Annotated in this window: 18 protein-coding genes; 5 read left to right on the top strand and 13 right to left on the bottom strand. The window is 56.0% G+C overall.

Features of this window, described 5'->3' with window-relative positions:
• Nucleotides 1-50: 50 nt before the first annotated feature.
• Nucleotides 51-509: an Lrp/AsnC family transcriptional regulator gene (locus tag Q0955_RS13755; RefSeq protein ID WP_299425060.1), complete on the bottom strand. Its 459-nt coding sequence runs from the start codon at nucleotides 507-509 to the stop codon at nucleotides 51-53.
• Between the two features lie 136 nt (nucleotides 510-645).
• Here Q0955_RS13755 and ald point away from each other — a divergent pair, with 136 nt between their 5' ends.
• Nucleotides 646-1,764 (top strand): alanine dehydrogenase, encoded by a 1,119-nt coding sequence (ald, locus tag Q0955_RS13750; protein WP_299425059.1) that lies wholly within the window; start codon nucleotides 646-648, stop codon nucleotides 1,762-1,764.
• Here ald and Q0955_RS13745 read toward each other — a convergent pair.
• The gene (locus Q0955_RS13745; protein WP_299425057.1) at nucleotides 1,761-2,636 is read right to left on the bottom strand and encodes a LysR family transcriptional regulator; all 876 of its coding nucleotides are present in this window, start codon (nucleotides 2,634-2,636) and stop codon (nucleotides 1,761-1,763) included. The genes ald and Q0955_RS13745 overlap by 4 nt on opposite strands.
• A gap of 95 nt (nucleotides 2,637-2,731) precedes the next feature.
• Between Q0955_RS13745 and Q0955_RS13740 the strand changes: the two genes are divergently transcribed.
• Nucleotides 2,732-3,013, top strand: a complete 282-nt coding sequence (locus Q0955_RS13740) for a DUF1330 domain-containing protein (RefSeq protein ID WP_299425056.1) — start codon at nucleotides 2,732-2,734, stop codon at nucleotides 3,011-3,013.
• A 50-nt stretch (nucleotides 3,014-3,063) separates the two neighbouring features.
• On the opposite strand, the gene Q0955_RS13735 is transcribed toward Q0955_RS13740, so the two are convergent.
• Complete coding sequence (locus Q0955_RS13735; protein ID WP_299425054.1) at nucleotides 3,064-3,870, bottom strand: mechanosensitive ion channel domain-containing protein; 807 nt, start codon at nucleotides 3,868-3,870, stop codon at nucleotides 3,064-3,066.
• Nucleotides 3,871-4,026: 156 nt separating this feature from the next.
• On the opposite strand from Q0955_RS13735, the gene Q0955_RS13730 reads away from it, so the two are divergent.
• The gene (locus Q0955_RS13730) at nucleotides 4,027-4,728 is read left to right on the top strand and encodes a glutathione S-transferase N-terminal domain-containing protein (RefSeq protein ID WP_299425053.1); all 702 of its coding nucleotides are present in this window, start codon (nucleotides 4,027-4,029) and stop codon (nucleotides 4,726-4,728) included.
• A gap of 29 nt (nucleotides 4,729-4,757) precedes the next feature.
• Here the strand turns inward: Q0955_RS13730 and Q0955_RS13725 are convergent, their stop codons facing one another.
• The 3 genes from Q0955_RS13725 to Q0955_RS13715 form a co-directional block, all read right to left on the bottom strand.
• Entirely contained in the window at nucleotides 4,758-6,362 is a 1,605-nt protein-coding gene (locus Q0955_RS13725; RefSeq protein WP_299425051.1) for a GMC family oxidoreductase N-terminal domain-containing protein, read from the bottom strand.
• Nucleotides 6,363-6,455: 93 nt separating this feature from the next.
• The gene (locus tag Q0955_RS13720; RefSeq protein WP_299425050.1) at nucleotides 6,456-6,908 is read right to left on the bottom strand and encodes a YtoQ family protein; all 453 of its coding nucleotides are present in this window, start codon (nucleotides 6,906-6,908) and stop codon (nucleotides 6,456-6,458) included.
• Nucleotides 6,909-6,999: 91 nt separating this feature from the next.
• Nucleotides 7,000-7,632, bottom strand: a complete 633-nt coding sequence (locus Q0955_RS13715; RefSeq protein ID WP_299425048.1) for a class I SAM-dependent methyltransferase — start codon at nucleotides 7,630-7,632, stop codon at nucleotides 7,000-7,002.
• Nucleotides 7,633-7,718: 86 nt separating this feature from the next.
• On the opposite strand from Q0955_RS13715, the gene Q0955_RS13710 reads away from it, so the two are divergent.
• Nucleotides 7,719-8,609 (top strand): LysR family transcriptional regulator, encoded by an 891-nt coding sequence (locus tag Q0955_RS13710; RefSeq protein WP_299425047.1) that lies wholly within the window; start codon nucleotides 7,719-7,721, stop codon nucleotides 8,607-8,609.
• Here Q0955_RS13710 and Q0955_RS13705 read toward each other — a convergent pair.
• Complete coding sequence (locus Q0955_RS13705; RefSeq protein WP_299425045.1) at nucleotides 8,606-9,040, bottom strand: GNAT family N-acetyltransferase; 435 nt, start codon at nucleotides 9,038-9,040, stop codon at nucleotides 8,606-8,608. The two genes, Q0955_RS13710 and Q0955_RS13705, sit on opposite strands and share 4 nt — an antisense overlap.
• A complete protein-coding gene (gene pheT, locus Q0955_RS13700; protein WP_299425044.1) occupies nucleotides 9,033-11,432 on the bottom strand; it encodes a phenylalanine--tRNA ligase subunit beta in 2,400 nt (799 codons plus the stop codon). The genes Q0955_RS13705 and pheT overlap by 8 nt, the downstream gene beginning before the upstream one ends.
• Nucleotides 11,433-11,625: 193 nt before the next feature.
• Between pheT and Q0955_RS13695 the strand changes: the two genes are divergently transcribed.
• Nucleotides 11,626-12,762 (top strand): DUF2652 domain-containing protein, encoded by a 1,137-nt coding sequence (locus tag Q0955_RS13695; RefSeq protein WP_299425042.1) that lies wholly within the window; start codon nucleotides 11,626-11,628, stop codon nucleotides 12,760-12,762.
• Between the two features lie 366 nt (nucleotides 12,763-13,128).
• On the opposite strand, the gene pheS is transcribed toward Q0955_RS13695, so the two are convergent.
• From pheS to Q0955_RS13670, 5 genes are all read right to left on the bottom strand, one after another.
• The gene (pheS, locus tag Q0955_RS13690) at nucleotides 13,129-14,199 is read right to left on the bottom strand and encodes a phenylalanine--tRNA ligase subunit alpha (protein WP_299425041.1); all 1,071 of its coding nucleotides are present in this window, start codon (nucleotides 14,197-14,199) and stop codon (nucleotides 13,129-13,131) included.
• 105 nt (nucleotides 14,200-14,304) lie between these two features.
• The gene (locus Q0955_RS13685; RefSeq protein WP_299425039.1) at nucleotides 14,305-15,372 is read right to left on the bottom strand and encodes a Hint domain-containing protein; all 1,068 of its coding nucleotides are present in this window, start codon (nucleotides 15,370-15,372) and stop codon (nucleotides 14,305-14,307) included.
• 210 nt (nucleotides 15,373-15,582) lie between these two features.
• Entirely contained in the window at nucleotides 15,583-15,948 is a 366-nt protein-coding gene (rplT, locus tag Q0955_RS13680) for a 50S ribosomal protein L20 (RefSeq protein WP_168591028.1), read from the bottom strand.
• 14 nt (nucleotides 15,949-15,962) lie between these two features.
• Nucleotides 15,963-16,163 (bottom strand): 50S ribosomal protein L35, encoded by a 201-nt coding sequence (gene rpmI, locus Q0955_RS13675; RefSeq protein ID WP_058241085.1) that lies wholly within the window; start codon nucleotides 16,161-16,163, stop codon nucleotides 15,963-15,965.
• 134 nt (nucleotides 16,164-16,297) lie between these two features.
• Nucleotides 16,298-16,522, bottom strand: a complete 225-nt coding sequence (locus Q0955_RS13670) for a hypothetical protein (RefSeq protein ID WP_299425036.1) — start codon at nucleotides 16,520-16,522, stop codon at nucleotides 16,298-16,300.
• Between the last annotated feature and the right edge of the window lie 26 nt (nucleotides 16,523-16,548).

Raw genomic sequence — 16,548 nt, 5'->3', positions numbered from 1 at the left:
GTTTTAAAGAAGACGATGCAGGCTCCGAGTTTGTGACAGCTGTTGTGAAATTATACCGGCAGAGCTGTGGTTTTGAACACTGTGCGCAGCGCAAAACTGGATTGCATCTGGGCCACGCCGGGCAGACGTGCGAGGTGTTGGCGGTGGATACGTGCAAAGTCGTCGGTGTTTTCTGCGACGACCTTGAGGATGTAATCGGCAGTCCCTGCCATAAGGTGACATTCCAAAACATCGGGAATACGCGACACAGCTTTTTCAAAAGCATCGAGCACCTCATCGGCTTGACCGGAGAGGGTGATCTCGACAAATACGGTGCTGGGCACATTCAGTTTGCGCGGATCCAGAAGCGCAACGTAGTCTTTTATGTAGCCGTCTTTCTCCAGCCGATGCACACGGCGGTGGCAGGCGGATTGGGACAGGTTTACACGCTCCGCAAGCTCGGCGTTTGAAATCCGACCTTGTTTTTGTAAGACGGTGAGAATCCGACGATCTGTTTGATCAAGTGACATATGGCGAAAGCTCCTTGCGCGCTTGAATACAGTATTCGAAGGTTCTTGCAATCACGAGTTCTTAAACTGCCTAAATTTCAAGCAACTTCGGACTGAAGCTTCCTAAGCTGATCTTAGTTCAATTTGGAGACGGCGCATGAAAATCGGTTGCCCCACAGAAATCAAACCCCAGGAATTCCGCGTTGGTATGACGCCAGACGCTGCGCGTGAAGCGGTCAATCACGGCCATGAGGTGCTGATCCAGTCTGGCGCTGGTGTTGGTGCCGGCTTCACGGATGAAGACTATGTTGCTGCTGGTGCCAAAATGATCGGCACAGCAGAAGAGGTTTTTGCCCAAGCTGATATGATCGTGAAGGTAAAAGAGCCTCAGGCGGTTGAACGCAAGATGCTGCGCGAAGGTCAGCTGCTGTTCACCTACCTGCACCTGGCACCGGACCCGGAGCAAACTGTGGATCTGCTGGAAAGCGGATGTACGGCGATTGCGTATGAAACGGTTACAGATGATCGTGGCGGCTTGCCACTTCTCGCGCCAATGTCCGAAGTGGCCGGTCGTCTTGCACCGCAGGTCGGGGCGTATACCCTGCAAAAGGCCAATGGGGGTCGCGGCGTTTTGATGGGCGGCGTGCCTGGTGTGGCCCCGGCCAAGGTTATTGTCATTGGTGGCGGTGTTGTTGGCACCCACGCTGCAAAAATCGCCGCCGGTATGGGCGCAGATGTGACCGTGTTGGATCGGTCGTTGCCGCGCTTGCGGTATTTGGACGATGTTTACGGCGGCACGTTCAAGAACCAGTACTCCACAGCCGGCGCCACCGCCGACTTGGTTCGGGAGGCTGATATGGTGATTGGCGCGGTTCTGATCCCGGGTGCCGCAGCGCCCAAACTGGTGTCGCGTGCACAGCTTTCTGAGATGAAGCCCGGCGCGGTGCTGGTCGATGTGGCGATTGACCAGGGCGGATGTTTTGAAACCTCGCGTGCCACCACACACGCTGACCCGATTTATGAGGTTGACGGTATCATGCACTACTGTGTGGCCAACATGCCGGGTGCGGTTGCGCGCACTTCTACACAGGCGCTGGGCAACGCGACCCTGCCGTTCTTGCTCAACCTGGCGAACAAAGGTTGGAAGCAGGCCTGTGAAGATGATCCACATCTGCTGAATGGCCTAAACGTGCATGCTGGGCAGCTGACTTATTACGCCGTTGGCAAGGCGCTGGGTATCGATGTGATCTCGCCGTCTTTGGCTCTGAAGTCTTAAGCGGTTTCGCCCTCAAACAATGGCTGCAGCGCCTTTAAGCGCGCTGCGGCGAACTCTGTGAACGCCCGCACACGTGGCACGCGCCGCAGATCCGCGTGGGTCAAAATCCAAAGCGGGGCCTGCGTAAACAGCGGCAGGTCCGGTACGCGGGCCAACATCGGATCGGTGTCCCCCAAGAAGCAGGCCATGCGTGTTGCCCCTATGCCCGCACGGGTCGCACCGATGGCAGCGCTCATGTCATCTACGGTCAATCGTGTGTTTAAGTTGGGCCGTACAGCTTTGATTTCGGCGGGTGGTCCTGGCCAATGGGCAAATCGGACCCAGTCCAAAGGCGCCGCGCCGCCTTGGTCTCGCGCCAACACATCACAGTTGGCATAAACAGCTCCTTTCAGATCAAATAACCGTCGCCCCACCAATGTGTCCGGGGGGGTTTTGGCAAACCGTATTGCAACATCAGCCTCCCGCCGCGCCAGATTGAGCGTGTCGTTTGTGGCCAGCAGCGTCAGGTCAATTTCTGGATGGTCAGTGACAAAATCGGCGACAATTGGGGCCAGAACGCGTTCAATGATCAGTTCAGAGGCGGTGACCTTCAGTGGCCCGCTGACCGTTGTATCACGTGCCGCTATCTGTCGATCTAATCCACGTTCTAAGCCGGACATCGCTTCGGCAGTGCGAACCGCTTCTAAGCCAGCTTCTGTTGGGACATACCCGCTGGCCAGGCGATCAAATAGCCGCGTCCCAAGAGCCTCCTCCGCGGACGTGATGCGCCGCGCTACGGTGGCGTGGTTCACACCCAAGGTGCGGGCCGCGCCGCTGGTCCCGCCATTGCGTGCGGTTTCCAGTACAAATTTGAGGTCATCCCAGTTCAACATGCCCTGACAATATTTGCACAGCGCTTGTTCATCAATGATCGTTTTTTGCCAGGATGGATCGCTTAGGTATGGCAGGTACAATCAAGGAGAACACCATGACCGCTTATGCTTTTGTCAATCTTGCCATCACCAACCCAGACAGCTTTGCCGCTTATCGTGAGCGAGCAGGAGAAGCCCTCAAGAAACACGGTGGCGCCCCTCTGGAGGTGTCCAAAGAAGCCGAAGTGATCGAGGGGCCTGAGAAAGCGCCTAGTGTTGCTGTGATCCTGACTTTTCCTGATCGCGCCGCGGCTAAAGCTTGGATCGATGATCCGGAGTTGAAGGAAGTGCATGCCTTGCGTGAAGGTTCTGGCAGTTCCACAATCACGCTTTTGTAGCGCAAACAAAAAAGGCGGCCCTTTGGCCGCCTTTCCAACGCTTGGAAGCGTTAAGCTTCGCGCTTGATTTCCACGGTGTGTGGGTATGGGATCGAAATGCCGTCTTTGTCGAAGGCTTCTTTGATCGCCTGCGTCAGGCCAAACTTCAGTTCCCAGAAATCGTCCGCCACACACCAAACGCGCATGGTGATATCCACCGAGCTGTCGCCCAGATTGGTCACGCGGGCCCAGGCTTCCGGGTCTTTCAGCACGCGTTCGTCCGCGTTGGCTGTGTCCAAAATGATCTGTTTGGCTTTTTCGGCGTCGTCACCGTAATCAATGCCAAACACCACATCCACACGGCGGGTTTCATGTGCAGAGAAGTTGGTGATGACAGATCCCCAAGCTTGGCCATTTGGGATGATGATCTGAACATTGTCCGGGGTGACCAATTCGGTGACAAACAGGTTCAGGTCAACAACCGTGCCAGCGGTGCCGCCAACATCAACATATTGCCCAATTTTGTAAGGACGGAAGAGGATGAGCATGAAGCCAGCCGCAAGGTCTGCGAGCGTGCCTTGCAACGCCAGGCCGATAGCCAATGTGGCGGCGCCCATCATGGCGACAAGCGACGTGGCTTCGATGCCAAAGATACCCAAGATGGCAACCAGCACCATCAACAAGATGACCCAGCGCACGATGCTGGCGGCAAAGTTGCCAAGTGTCGCATCAATTTCTGGTGTGTTGTTGACACGGTTACGCACCATGCGACTAACGGCACCTGCGACCATCCAACCAATAATCAAGACAACCAAAGCTTTGGCTGCGGTGATCAGCAAGGGGCCAAAGCCCTGTGCCTGTTCTACAATGGATTCCAACGGACTTCCCCCGGTTAACGTGCCCTTTTTGGGCGTTATTTGATGAGCTTACTCTGCACTTACGCACAGGTATATGCTCTGATTCGCACGAATAGCGCGGTGGTGTGATGGGAAAAAGCCCTTATCTATCCCCTAACGCGCAACAGGAGAGAAATGATGACAACCGTCACGGACCACCCGATCAACAGCCGCTGGGCGGCAAAAGACCCAAGTGTTTTGCAGCTTTATGCTTTCCCAACGCCCAACGGTGTGAAGGTGTCCATCATGCTGGAGGAAACTGGCCTGCCCTATGAGGCGCATTTGGTCACCTTGAGTGATGCAGATGTCAAAAGCGCAGAGTTTTTGGCGCTGAATCCAAACAACAAAATCCCTGCTATCATTGATCCTGATGGCCCGGATGGGCAGCCGCTGAGCTTGTTTGAAAGCGGGGCTATCCTGATCTATCTGGCTGAAAAAACCGGCAAATTGATTGGGAGCACACCGGCCGAAAAATATGAAGCCATCCAGTGGGTCATGTTTCAGATGGCAGGCGTGGGTCCGATGTTTGGTCAGCTGGGGTTCTTTACCAAATTTGCGGGTGCAGAGATCGAAGACCCCCGGCCACGTGAGCGGTACCAAAACGAGGCAAAACGTCTTCTGTCTGTTCTGGAAAAGCAGCTGGAGGGTCGCGACTGGATCACCGGCAGCTATTCGATCGCAGATATCGCCACCGCGCCGTGGTTGCGTGCTTTGGACTACTATGGTGCCAAAGAAGCGGTTGGATGGGGCGACTACCCCAACGTAAATGCGTATCTTGATCGGTTTCTGGCGCGGCCAGCGGTGCAGGTTGGCCTGAAAACACCAGCCGTTCCGACCTAATAAAACGAGGGGAGCTGAAGCTCCCCTTGCTAAGTGCTGGTGCGGATGAGGTCCGCGATCTTTTCGCCCATCATAATGGTGGGGGCGTTGGTATTGCCGCCAATCAACGTGGGCATGACAGACGCATCCACAACCCGCAGCCCCTCCATCCCTCGAACGCGGCACTGAGTGTCAACCACAGCCATCTCATCGGTTCCCATTTTGCAGGTGCCAACCGGATGGTAAATCGTGTCTGCACGGGCGCGTATATCTGCCTCCCAAGCGGCATCTGACCCATCGTGTTTGTAGTAGCGCGCACCACGCCAATCTTCGAGCGCAGTGTCTTCCATGATGCTGTCGAGCGTCTTGATCGCTTTTTTCATCACCTGCAAATCGCGCTCATCTTCCAGGAACTTTGGGTCAATCTTCGGCGGCTTGTCTGGATCGGCGGAGCGCAGGGTGACGGTTCCTCGACTATACGGACGCAGCACACATACATGACAACTATAGCCATATGGCAGGTGCATCTTACGGTTATGGTCGTCGACAATGCCCACCACAAAATGCAGCTGAATGTCGGGCTTCTCTAGGCTCGGATCAGTTTTGAAAAACGCGCCGCTTTCGGCAAATGGAGAGGCAAATAGCCCAGTCCCGGTTTTTCGCCAGCGCAATGCCGCCTTGGTCATTTTTGCTAAGCCGGAGGGTGTCAGGCCAACGGTGTCCTTCTTTTTGTTGCGATAGCTCAGGATGTGGTCGAGGTGATCTTGTAGGTTTTGTCCTACGCCGGGCAATTCATGCACCAAGGTGATGCCGTGTTTCTCGACCTCCTCTCGAGGCCCAATACCCGATAACAACAGAAGTTGAGGCGAGCCAAACGCCCCGCTGGAAACAATGACCTCCTTTTTGGCCTTGAGCGCCTCAACCTGTCCCTTGCGTTCAATCTCCAAGCCAACCGCACGGCTCTTTTCCATGAGCACCTTGCGCGCCAGCGTTTTGGTGTAGACCGTCAAATTTGGCCGATGCAGGCTATCACGCAAGTACGCCGCCGCAGCCGAGCAGCGCTCGCCCTTGTGAGGGCCGTCAAAGAATTGCGTGACTTGATAATGCCCGGCGCCTTCCTGTTCGGGTCCATTAAAATCAGTGGTAGTGCGAATTTGATGGGCGTTGCAGGCTGCGATAAAGGCATCATTAATGGCGCGCGGTTCAGCTTGGTCGCCAACCTGAAGTGGCCCACTGTCTCCGTGCAGATCGTCGGCGCCTCTTTGGTTGCCCTCGGATTTTTTGAAATAGGGAAGCACACTCTCCCAGTCCCATCCTTCACAGCCAAGTTGCGCCCATTCATCATAGTCGGATTTATGGCCCCGAACATAGAGCATTGCATTGATCGCTGAACTGCCGCCCAAGGCCTTGCCGCGCGGTTGAAAGCCGCGACGATTGTTTAGCTGTTTCTGCGGAACCGTCTTGAGCGCCCAGTTGTTGATTTTGGGCCGGCCAGAAATCATTGCAGCGATCAATGCCGGTGCGCGAATAAAGATGCTTTCGCCTTTGCCACCAGCCTCGACCAAGCAAACTGTGGTGTTGGGGTCTTCGCTTAGGCGCGCGGCAAGCACACAGCCAGCGGACCCACCGCCGACGATGATGTAGTCAAATTCCATGCCACCCTCCTGTGCTGAAACTTAGCCTAGGAGGGGGCGTTTTCGCCAAGCAAGGCTAACGCGACGTCAGTGCGCAGCCACCGCTCTACGGACTTAGCCTTTTGGCAGTTCGCTTGTCAGAACGTAGCGCAGGATTTCAACAACCTGCGCGGGTTCTTCTGCCACAGCCAGGGCCGCCGCATGCACTTCTTTGAGCGCGTGTTGCTGATCGGGTAACGACAATACGATGATCGATTTGCCAAGCGCCGCGGCATACCCCGCATCAAAGGCCGCGTTCCACTGGCGATATTTTTCGCCAAACCGCACCACAACCACATCCGCATCTTCGATGCCTTTGCGGGTGCGAATGGCGTTCACCATCGCGCCTTTGTGGTCGTGCCAATACTTGTTCTCTTCGGCGCCCAAAATGGCAACGCCGCAATCATCGGACGCGGCGTGGTTGGTCACAGGGCTGTTGAAGCTGACATCGAGGTCGGCGGCGCCCTCGATGATTTGTTCACGCCAGTCAGTGTGAATTTCGCCGGACAGGTAGACGTTTAGGCTCATGGGGTATCCTCTCTTGCTTGCGCAAGGTCATAGCCTGTCCGGCGTCTTGCTCCAATCCCTCACGACTTGAAGCAGTTTCAAACACAAGTGTTCAAAGCTTGCGCGCGACAAGGTAGCGGCTGGGTGGATCGGCGGGAAAGTTTCCGCTTTCGATGATCCGGAAGCCTGCGTTCGTGATCGAACGCTCCAGTTCAGCAATGGAAAAGAACCGCACAAAAGGGGCTTTGCCAAAGAATTGCATCAATGGAATTGCGGTTTTCATCAGCCGAAATTTGATCGACTGCATGTTCTCGCTCAGGCACGGAGTTTTGCTGATGAACAATCCGCCCGGCTTCACGCGTTTGGCAACCTCAGCTACGGCACTGTCACCATCCTCAAGAAGGTGGATCAGATTGTGCGCCAATACCACATCAAAAGGACCTTCCGGTGCGCTCTCCGGAGTGGCTTGAACCAAACGGATGTTCTTGGCACCTGCTTCGCTGACCCGTTCCCGGCCAACTTCCAACATGCCGCCGGAGACATCTGTTGCCACCAATTCGGATACGGAGTCTGCAAGTTGGATAGCCGTGGACGCCGTGCCACAGCCAAGCTCCATCACCACGTCGGTCTCTTTGAGGTAGGACCGTGTCCGCCCCAGCGTATACTCATACGATTGCATGTCACTGATGGTGGACTTGGCGTATTTCTGTGCCACCCCATCCCAAAACTTTGCTGCTGCTTGCATGGCTGTTCTCCTTTCAAGGACATAGATACCCATGCGGAAATGCAATATAAATTGCCGAAATTCGCAGTGTTGATATACGTATTTGCATGATTGATCCCAAAACCACCTTTGACTGGAACCACATCCGCGCGTTTTTGACCACGGCAGAGGAGGGCTCGTTGTCTGCGGCTGCGCGTCAGCTTGGCCAGACCCAGCCGACTTTGGGGCGTCAAGTTGCAGCCTTGGAAGAAGACTTGGGTGTGATGCTGTTTGAGCGGGTCGGCAGAACACTAGAGTTGACCGTCGCGGGCGGAGAGCTGCTCGAACATGTCCGCGCCATGCGGGAAGCCGCCGATCGGGTGGCATTGGTGGCATCGGGGCAAAATCAGGATGTTGAGGGACGCGTGGCCATCACCGCGTCGGATGTTTATTCGGTCCACCTCCTGCCGCCGATTTTGCGGGATTTACGTGCCAAAGCCCCACGTTTGATCATAGACGTGGTTGCGTCAGACGATGTGCAGGATCTCATGCGGCGCGAAGCGGACATCGCCATACGCCATGTGCGTCCGGAGCAACCGGATTTGATCGCGCGGCTTGTGCGGGAGGCGAAGGGATATTTCTATGCGTCGACGGAGTATCTGGACCTGCGTGGACACCCGAAAACGGTGGCCGATCTCAAAAACCATGATTTTATTGGCTCCGGTGACGTGCCGCGCATGTTGGAGTATCTCAAACCGATGGGATTCCCGATTGATCTGGATAACTTCCGCACCGGATCAGACAGCGGGCTGGTGGCCTGGGAAATGTGCAAGCAGGGGTTTGGTATCGCACCCATGGCTGACGATGTGGCGGACACCACGCCTGGCATTGAGCGGATTTTGCCCGATTTGGCCCCTATCGTCTTCCCAATTTGGCTGACCACGCACCGCGAGCTGCATACCAGTCGCCGCATACGTCTGGTGTTTGACACGCTGGCTGATCACCTGACTGAAACTTAGGGAAGTGGACGCAGCATTCTCAAGCGGCTCTCATCGCGCTCAGTCTCTTGCCAGCCCAGATGAGTGTAGAGCGCGATATTGTCCGGCATATCCACATGCGTCGCCAAGGCGATGTTTTCGCAGCCAGCGTTTTGAGCCAGCTTCAAGGCAAATCGGATCAACACCCCACCAAGGCCGCGCCCCCGCGCTTGGGCGGCCACGGCCACATTCATCAGGTGCGCGGTCGGCGGTGTGGTCGAGATCATGAGGACGCCCGTAAGGTCGTCCATCACCCAGACCTGCCCGTTGCCAATGGCGTCAGCTACTCCGCCGGAGACATCCGGCAGAGCGATATTTTGATCACGATAGGGTTGGTAGGCGGCATCAATCAGCCGCGTGATGGCAGGGGCCTCTTCAGCCCGCGCCAGACGCGGCTGTGTTGCATCAGCCACGCAGCGTACCGCCGGTGGCCTTGCTGACTTTGGCGACAATCTTGGCGGCTACGGCCTCAATGTCGGCTTCTTTCAGCGTCTTGTCTGTTGGCTGTAGGCGCACGGTGATGGCGAGAGATTTTTTGCCTTCCCCAAGTGCGCCGCCAATGAACTCGTCAAAGACGCGAACGTCTTCAATCAGCGCCTTGTCAACGCCAGCGGCGGCATTGACCACCGTCAACGCTTCGACATCAGCGTCCACCACAAAGGCAAAGTCACGCTCAACCGCTTGCAGGTCAGCCATGGTCACAGCGCCCTTAGACGCAGACTTTTTCCGCGGCATCGGGATTTCTGCAGTATGGATAGCAAAGGCCACAACCGGACCTTTCACGTTCAGCGCATCCAGCACTTTGGGGTGAATTTCGCCAAACGCACCGAGGACCTTTTTCGGACCGAGGCCGACTTTGGCACTGCGGCCGGGATGCCACCAGCCATTGGTACCACGGTTGTAGGTCAGCTTGGTTGGCGCGCCGAGCGCATTCATCACCGCTTCCATGTCGGCCTTGGCGTCATAGATATCGACGCCACGGCTCTCACCGTGAATGTCTTTGCCGACGGTGCGACCTACCAAAATGCCGGTCAGCAGGTTTTCCTGCTCACCTGGTTCGCCACCGTGGAACACCGCGCCGCATTCAAACAGGGCCATATCCATGAAACCGCGCGCCTGATTGCGGGCGGCAGCTTGCAAAAGCCCAGGCAGCAGGGACGGGCGCATGTGGCTCATTTCGCTAGAAATCGGGTTTTCCAGCTTGGTTGCGTCACTGCCGCCGCCAAAGAGTTCAGCTGCGGCTTTGTCGATGAAGCTGTAGGTCACACATTCGTTGTAACCTAGGCTCGCAGTTGTACGACGTGCGATTTGTTCACGTTTCTGAATGGGCGACAAGATCTGCTCAGGCACGCCAGCAGAAATGCGTGACAGTGGCTTACCTTCCAGTTTGGTCAGCGACGCAATGCGAGCCACTTCTTCAACCAGATCAGCGGACCCGCGGACATCCGGACGCCAGCTTGGCACATGGGCCATGTCGCCTTCGATGGTGAAGCCAAGCGCTTCCAACGTGGCGTGCTGCGTCTCAGCAGGAATTTCCATGCCTACAAGAGACTGAACACGGTCGGTGTCCAGCTTATAGGCACGCGACACATCAGGCACTTCACCTGCGGTCACAATGTTGCTTGGCTCACCGCCACAGAGATCCAGAATCATCTGTGTCGCGTCATCCATGGCTTGCATGTTGTAGGCCGGATCGATGCCACGCTCGTTGCGATAGCGGGCGTCGGAGTTGATTTTCAAACCACGACCCGTGTAGGCGATTTGGATGTGATCCCAAACAGCGGCCTCCAGGAAGACGTTGGTTGTGTCCGCGGTGCATCCGGTAGGCAGGCCGCCCATGATGCCGCCGATCGATTCGACACCTGCGTCGTCAGAGATGACAACCATGCCGTCATTGAGCGTGTACTCTTTCTCGTCAAGACCAACGAGGATCTCGCCGCCTGCGGCGCGATGAACACGAAGGTTGCCTTTGACCTTATCCGCATCAAACACGTGCAGCGGACGGTTGCGGTCAAAGGTGAAGAAGTTGGTGATGTCCACAAGTGCCGAAATTGGACGCAGACCAATGGCGGTCAGGCGATCCTGCAACCATTGTGGCGACGGGCCATTTTTCACACCTTTGATCAGGCGGCCGGCAAACACTTCGCAGCCTTCTGTGGCCGCGCTGTCGTCAATCACGATGGAGATGGGGCTTTCAAAGCCACCCTTGATTGAGGCTGCCTTGGCAGGTTTCATCTTGCCCAGACCACGTGCAGCCAAATCCAAGGCAATACCGCGCACACCCAGCGCATCCGGACGGTTGGGGGTGATTGCAATCTCGATCATGGTGTCGACTTTGGACGGATCGTTTTGCGCCAGCCAATCGACAAACTTGTCTCCGACTTCGCCAGACGGCAGCTCAATAATGCCGTCATGCTCGTCAGACAGCTCCAGTTCGCGCTCAGAGGCCATCATGCCATAGCTTTCCACGCCACGAATCTTACCAACGGAAATGGTGATACCCAGCCCGGGAATATACATGCCTGGCTTACAGACAACGACGGTGATGCCTTCACGGGCGTTGGGCGCGCCACAAATAATCTGCAGCTCGCCCTCATCAGTGGCCACCGTGCACACCCGCAGCTTGTCTGCGTCCGGGTGCTTCTCAGCGTGTACAACTTTGCCCAGCGTAAAGTCAGCAAGCCGCTCAGCTGGATTGGAAACATCTTCCACTTCCAGGCCAAGGTCGGTGAGCGCTTCGACAATATCGTCAACGCTTGCGTCGGTCTCAAGGTGGTCTTTCAACCAGGAAAGAGTGAATTTCATCGCGTCGGTCCGCCAGTCAAATAAGGGTCAGAAAGCCGTTTAACGGATTAGCGCCATAGGGGAAAGACCACATTGAATGCAAACGTTCGAAAGCCGGGTACGGCAGGCGCAGTTTGCGCAGTGTCTCCAACCTGATTTTGCGATTCCGCAAATCTGGCGCATAGTGGCGGGAGACGCAGTAAGGGAGGGAGAAATGGCACCGCAAGACAGTGACATTCAGACGGCCTTTTTTGTTATCGCGGATATTTCCGGCTACACCAAGTTTATGGCAGAGACACCAATTGAACATGCCAAAGGTATACTGGAAGCGCTGTTTGGAGAGTTGGTCCCGGCAATCCGGGCGCCGCTTGAAGTCTCAGGTTTGCAAGGCGATGCGGTTTTTGCCTATGCCTTTGAGAGCGATGTAATGACAAAGCAGTTCATCCTCGATTTCTCCGAGCAACTCTATTGTGTGTTTGCCCGCGCAAAAGAAAAGATGCTCCTCAATACCAGCTGTCCCTGTGACGCCTGCGCCAACTTGGATGAATTGGAGCTTAAGATTGTTGTTCACCATGGCGAATGTGTGATCCAAGACACCGGTGGGCGGCAGGAATTGGCTGGCCAGGATGTGATCACTGCCTTCCGCCTGTTGAAGAACTCCGTCAAATACAACACGGGCATGAATGCCTACACGCTGATTTCCTGCAAGGCCCTCAAGGCGATGGATCTTGTAGATTATTTCGATGAAGCCGAATTCTTTACCGAGGACATCGAACACATTGGCGAGGTCGAATACGTCGTGCGCGATATGCGTGCTGCGTGGTCTAGGCGGCGACAAGCCAAGCGCAGCTTTGTAGAGCCCACCGATGATTTGCTGATCGACGAATGGATGGTGCCTCTACCTGTGTCCCCTGAGGTGGCTTTTACCGTCATGACGCGGCCGGATTTGCGCGCGGAATGGATTGGGGCGGACAAGGTCGACATGCTCAATACCAACAAAGGCAAAATTGAACCCGGCACGTTGTATCACTGCTATCACGGAGATGACGTCTTCCCGTTTGAGGTTTTGGATTGGAACCCCGGTGACTATGTCACCGGGCGCTACAATATGCCCATGGGCATGTCGATGTTGGAAACCATCGAAATGGCGGAGATGGGAGCCGGGACAATGGTGAAACTTCGCTATGCCAAAGTGACGTCTAAAAAACTCATGGGGAAACTGATGTCGAGCACGGTGAGCAAGAAAATCCGCGGCATCATCCTTCCTGACAAAGAGAACCGCATCAACAAAATGACCGCATTGAGCAAAAGGTTAGTGGGGCCGGAAGAGGCGGTGGCTCAACCCGGCTAATACGCTAAATCACTTTTTGCTTTGGCCCAGCTTGATGAGTTTCCTCGTTTTATGTGTTTGGTTTTTTTGATCCGCAAGCAGTTCGGTGGCGCGATGGTTCTTTTTGCTGGCAAGAATCAAGCCTGGCAGTACAGTCACCCACCCAATGGGGTAAAACACAAAGGCCCAAGTGCCTGCCCATGCAGGCAGAAACGTCAAAATGAGCGCAACAGCGGTAAGGCCGCGCTCCCAAGCCTTCGGATTGGCTGAGACTTTGGCGTCCCACCAATCCCAATACGCCGCCAAGTAAACTTGAAACAGATACATCAGCATTGTGCCTAAAAGCAAAATGGCGAGGCCATGTTGACCTCGCCGCAGGCGCTCGTGTTAGCGGTTCAAACCACCATGTAGGGTTGGCTGATCCAAGCTTGCAAAGCCGTAGTGTCGCAGCCAGCGTAGGTCGCTGTCAAAGAAGGCGCGTAGGTCTGGGATGCCGTATTTCAGCATCGCCAAACGGTCGATGCCCATGCCAAAGGCAAAGCCTTGGTACTCGTCCGGGTCGATACCGCCTGCCTTGAGCACGTTGGGGTGCACCATGCCAGAGCCCAGAACTTCAAGCCAGTCGTCGCCTTCGCCAACCTTCACGGTGCCGCCTTCCCAGCTGCACTGGATGTCCACTTCGGCGGACGGCTCCGTGAAGGGGAAGTGGGACGCGCGGAAGCGGGTTTTTACGTCAGTGCCAAAGAAGGCGGAAAAGAATTCTTCCAGCACCCATTTGAGGTTCGCCATGGAGATATCCTTGCCAAGAGCAAGACCTTCTACCTGGTGGAACATCGGTGTGTGTGTCTGGTCATAGTCCGCGCGGTAGACACGACCCGGACAAATAATGCGGATCGGCGCACCGTTTTTTTCCATCGAGCGGATTTGCACCGGGCTGGTGTGGGTGCGCAGCACATGCGGCGGGCGCTCGTCCCCTTCGGCACGGTGGGTGTAGAACGTGTCCATCTCCGCGCGGGCCGGATGGTGGCCCGGAATGTTGAGCGCATCAAAGTTGTACCAATCGGTCTCGATCTGCGGGCCTTCGGCCACGGCAAATCCCATGTCCGCAAAGATTGCTGTGACCTCTTCGGTCACCTGACTGATCGGGTGGATGGTGCCGACGCGGCGGGTGCGTGCGGGCAGCGTCACGTCCAGCCATTCGGTGGCCAGTCGTGCGTCCAGCGCGGCATCAGCCAGCGCCACTTTCTTAGCTGCCAGGGCAGAGTTGATCTCGTTCTTCAATGCGTTGAGCGCCGGGCCTGCAACCTGGCGCTCTTCCGGGGTCATCTTGCCCAGCTCGCGCATTTTTAGGCTGACTTCACCTTTTTTGCCCACGGCTTGCACGCGCAGCTCCTCGAGCGCGGTTTCGTCTGCCGCGGCAGCAATTGCTTCGATGTATTTGGTGCGCAGTTCGTCCATGGAAGGGCCGTCCCCAGATGAGAAATTACCGCAGACCTCCTATCATACGACCCCTTGATTGCAAGCACGCAGAGGGGCGCGCCCTGCAAACGCCCCTCTGTTGGATCAATTGCGCATCAACAGGGGCCCAAGGCTGGCGGGCGCCACCGGCCGTGCGGTTTGAGTTTGCAGCAAAACACCGGTGGCCAATTCCGGAAACAGGGCAAACATCTCCCGTTGGGTGCCACAATCGACGGCTTTCATCGCCTCTCTCCTTGGGAAGAAGCTTTCGCTCAATACACCGTCACCGCTGATGATCTGATGGTCGTCAAACAGCAGGTGGTAATAGGTGACCCGATCACACTCACAAATCCGCACGTCACAATCATCTACAAGCGCTTTGGCTGGTACCAGAATTTCGTCCTCGCCAAACAGCAATTGCGCCCGCCAGCCGGTGATCAGCATACGATGGTTTTGGGAGACCTGATGTGGCTTGATGGCGCCAAAGGTCTCTGGCGCAATTTGAACCGGCGCATATTTTCCGCTGCCCGGCACCGTGCGCCGCCCGATCCAGCGTACCGGCTGCAGTCCATTGTCACGTGTCCAAATCAAATCACCTTCGCACAATGTGTTAATCAGCTGATAGCCAACTTCGGTGCGGATGCGGGTGCCTCCGACAAAACACGCCACGCCTGTATCGCCTGCGCCGATGGCAGCATCGGTGCGTTGATCCGGTGTCGGTTGGTTGAACTGAATGCTGGTTGTTGTGCTGCTGGGGGAGGTCAGTACCGATAGGTTTTCGGACGTGGCGCCAGCTGCCGCGCCGTCAATGGCGAGGATGTTCTGTGTGCCGCCGCCGATGTCATAAAAATCTACCACCTCGCCGGTACTGCTGTTGGTCAGCGCGTAGGCTTCGTAGTTGCCTGATCCCCGACCATCTGGATCGGTTAGCAGGATTGGAAAATGCGAGGCAGAAATCAGCAGAACCTGCTCGTTTGTGTCCGGGTCTATGGAGGCCTGCACATTCGGGTGGGTCAGGGGGATCTCAATGCCAACAGAGCCGTCCGCCTGATAAAAAGACACCACAAAGTCGCCGGGGTCTTCGCCATACGCCAAGGCGGTTTCCAAAAACTCCTCTACTCCGGAACGTTGCGCATAGGCATTGGAATAATGCAGCTCGCTGATACGGGCCATTCTAACCTCCAAATCACTGGTACATCTCACGGCAAACACACGCCGTGGTGGCATCATGGGGTTGGAATGGTAAATAAAACGTAACCTGTTTGCATTTTGTTCTCTCTTTGTGCGCCTTTAGGTTGTCTGCTGTTCTTCTTTTGGCCGTGTCCCAAAAGAAAAAGCCCGCGCCAAGGGCGCGGGCTTTTCTAATCTTTGAAGCGACTTGGCTTAGGCAGCCAAAGCGGCTTTCGCCTGATCCACGATCGCGTTGAACGCGGCTGGCTCGTGTACGGCCAGGTCAGCCAGAACCTTACGGTCCACTTCAATACCGGCCAGGTTCAGGCCGTTGATGAAGCGGGAGTAGGTCAGAGCTTCGTCGTGTGCGCGCACAGCAGCGTTGATACGCTGGATCCAGAGCGCACGGAAATTACGCTTCCGGTTCTTACGGTCACGTGTTGCGTACTGGTTCGCCTTATCAACTGCCTGACGCGCGACCTTGAAGGTATTCTTGCGACGGCCGTAGTAGCCTTTTGCGGCCTTGACGACTTTTTTGTGACGGGCGTGGGTTACGGTACCACCTTTAACGCGGGACATATCTCAATCTCCTCTTAGCGGTCGTAGGGCATGAAGCCCTTGACGATCTTCGCGTCCGGTGCGGACAGCGTGGTGGTGCCGCGTGCGTCACGCAGGAATTTGTTGGTGCGTTTGATCATGCCGTGGCGCTTACCGGCTTGGCCGGCTTTCACTTTGCCAGAGGCAGTGACCTTGAAGCGCTTTTTGGCGCTCGACTTGGTCTTCATCTTAGGCATTTCCGTCTCCTTTGTATTCGGTCGGTGACAAACGCGACTCGGCATGCCATACAGCCGGTCGCGCGAATAGAGGCGCCGTATAGAGCGCATAGATCAGGCACGCAAGGCCTAATCGACTCATTTTTGTGGGGTTTCTAGCGGATGATGTCCGCAATCACGCGGATCACCACATTTGGCAAATCCGCCACACTATAGCGCGCCGGATTCAGGATGATGGAGACAGTAATCACCGCCGCCGACAAAATGAACGCGCCCATCGCATTGCGTGGAAAGCGGCTGTCGGCATAGGCGGCGAGCATGGCAGGAATGGAGAACAACCCCACAATCAATCCAACTGTGATCAGATAGTCTGTTGCCATGCCTGCCCTTGGCCCTTCTTAGGGAT

It is taken from the genome of uncultured Shimia sp. (genome assembly GCF_947493595.1).
In the GTDB taxonomy this organism is placed as follows: domain Bacteria; phylum Pseudomonadota; class Alphaproteobacteria; order Rhodobacterales; family Rhodobacteraceae; genus Shimia.
This window is presented reverse-complemented; position numbering and strand designations above follow the sequence as displayed.

What these genes read in the sequence shown, in the direction of transcription:
- rpmI (WP_058241085.1), bottom strand. Translation starts at nt 16,163, where the DNA reads ATGCCTAAGATGAAGACCAAGTCGAGCGCCAAAAAGCGCTTCAAGGTC.
- Q0955_RS13670 (WP_299425036.1), bottom strand. Translation starts at nt 16,522, where the DNA reads ATGGCAACAGACTATCTGATCACAGTTGGATTGATTGTGGGGTTGTTC.
- Q0955_RS13685 (WP_299425039.1), bottom strand. Translation starts at nt 15,372, where the DNA reads ATGGCCCGTATCAGCGAGCTGCATTATTCCAATGCCTATGCGCAACGT.
- Q0955_RS13720 (WP_299425050.1), bottom strand. Translation starts at nt 6,908, where the DNA reads ATGAGCCTAAACGTCTACCTGTCCGGCGAAATTCACACTGACTGGCGT.
- Q0955_RS13730 (WP_299425053.1), top strand. Translation starts at nt 4,027, where the DNA reads ATGACAACCGTCACGGACCACCCGATCAACAGCCGCTGGGCGGCAAAA.
- Q0955_RS13755 (WP_299425060.1), bottom strand. Translation starts at nt 509, where the DNA reads ATGTCACTTGATCAAACAGATCGTCGGATTCTCACCGTCTTACAAAAA.
- Q0955_RS13715 (WP_299425048.1), bottom strand. Translation starts at nt 7,632, where the DNA reads ATGCAAGCAGCAGCAAAGTTTTGGGATGGGGTGGCACAGAAATACGCC.
- Q0955_RS13695 (WP_299425042.1), top strand. Translation starts at nt 11,626, where the DNA reads ATGGCACCGCAAGACAGTGACATTCAGACGGCCTTTTTTGTTATCGCG.
- Q0955_RS13745 (WP_299425057.1), bottom strand. Translation starts at nt 2,636, where the DNA reads ATGTTGAACTGGGATGACCTCAAATTTGTACTGGAAACCGCACGCAAT.
- ald (WP_299425059.1), top strand. Translation starts at nt 646, where the DNA reads ATGAAAATCGGTTGCCCCACAGAAATCAAACCCCAGGAATTCCGCGTT.
- pheS (WP_299425041.1), bottom strand. Translation starts at nt 14,199, where the DNA reads ATGGACGAACTGCGCACCAAATACATCGAAGCAATTGCTGCCGCGGCA.
- pheT (WP_299425044.1), bottom strand. Translation starts at nt 11,432, where the DNA reads ATGAAATTCACTCTTTCCTGGTTGAAAGACCACCTTGAGACCGACGCA.
- Q0955_RS13740 (WP_299425056.1), top strand. Translation starts at nt 2,732, where the DNA reads ATGACCGCTTATGCTTTTGTCAATCTTGCCATCACCAACCCAGACAGC.
- Q0955_RS13725 (WP_299425051.1), bottom strand. Translation starts at nt 6,362, where the DNA reads ATGGAATTTGACTACATCATCGTCGGCGGTGGGTCCGCTGGCTGTGTG.
- rplT (WP_168591028.1), bottom strand. Translation starts at nt 15,948, where the DNA reads ATGTCCCGCGTTAAAGGTGGTACCGTAACCCACGCCCGTCACAAAAAA.
- Q0955_RS13710 (WP_299425047.1), top strand. Translation starts at nt 7,719, where the DNA reads ATGATTGATCCCAAAACCACCTTTGACTGGAACCACATCCGCGCGTTT.